This is a genomic window from Halochromatium sp. NSM3 (assembly GCF_059621085.1).
Genome location: NZ_JCAQIA010000102.1, coordinates 1 through 358 on the forward strand (window position 1 = coordinate 1; position 358 = coordinate 358).

The following is a 358-nucleotide window of genomic DNA, read 5'->3' on the forward strand; positions in this document are numbered from 1 at the left end:
GTAACGGAGGAGCACGAAGGTACCCTCAGCACGGTCGGACATCGTGCAATGAGTGCAAGAGCATAAGGGTGCTTGACTGCGAGACAGACACGTCGAGCAGGTGCGAAAGCAGGTTCTAGTGATCCGGTGGTTCTGTATGGAAGGGCCATCGCTCAACGGATAAAAGGTACTCCGGGGATAACAGGCTGATACCGCCCAAGAGTTCACATCGACGGCGGTGTTTGGCACCTCGATGTCGGCTCATCACATCCTGGGGCTGAAGTCGGTCCCAAGGGTATGGCTGTTCGCCATTTAAAGTGGTACGCGAGCTGGGTTTAGAACGTCGTGAGACAGTTCGGTCCCTATCTGCCGTGGGCGT

1 rRNA gene is annotated in these 358 nt (G+C 56.1%); it reads left to right on the top strand.

The features are described 5' to 3' along the window. A 23S ribosomal RNA gene (locus AC54T3_RS17485) occupies positions 1-358 on the top strand; the annotation flags it as partial.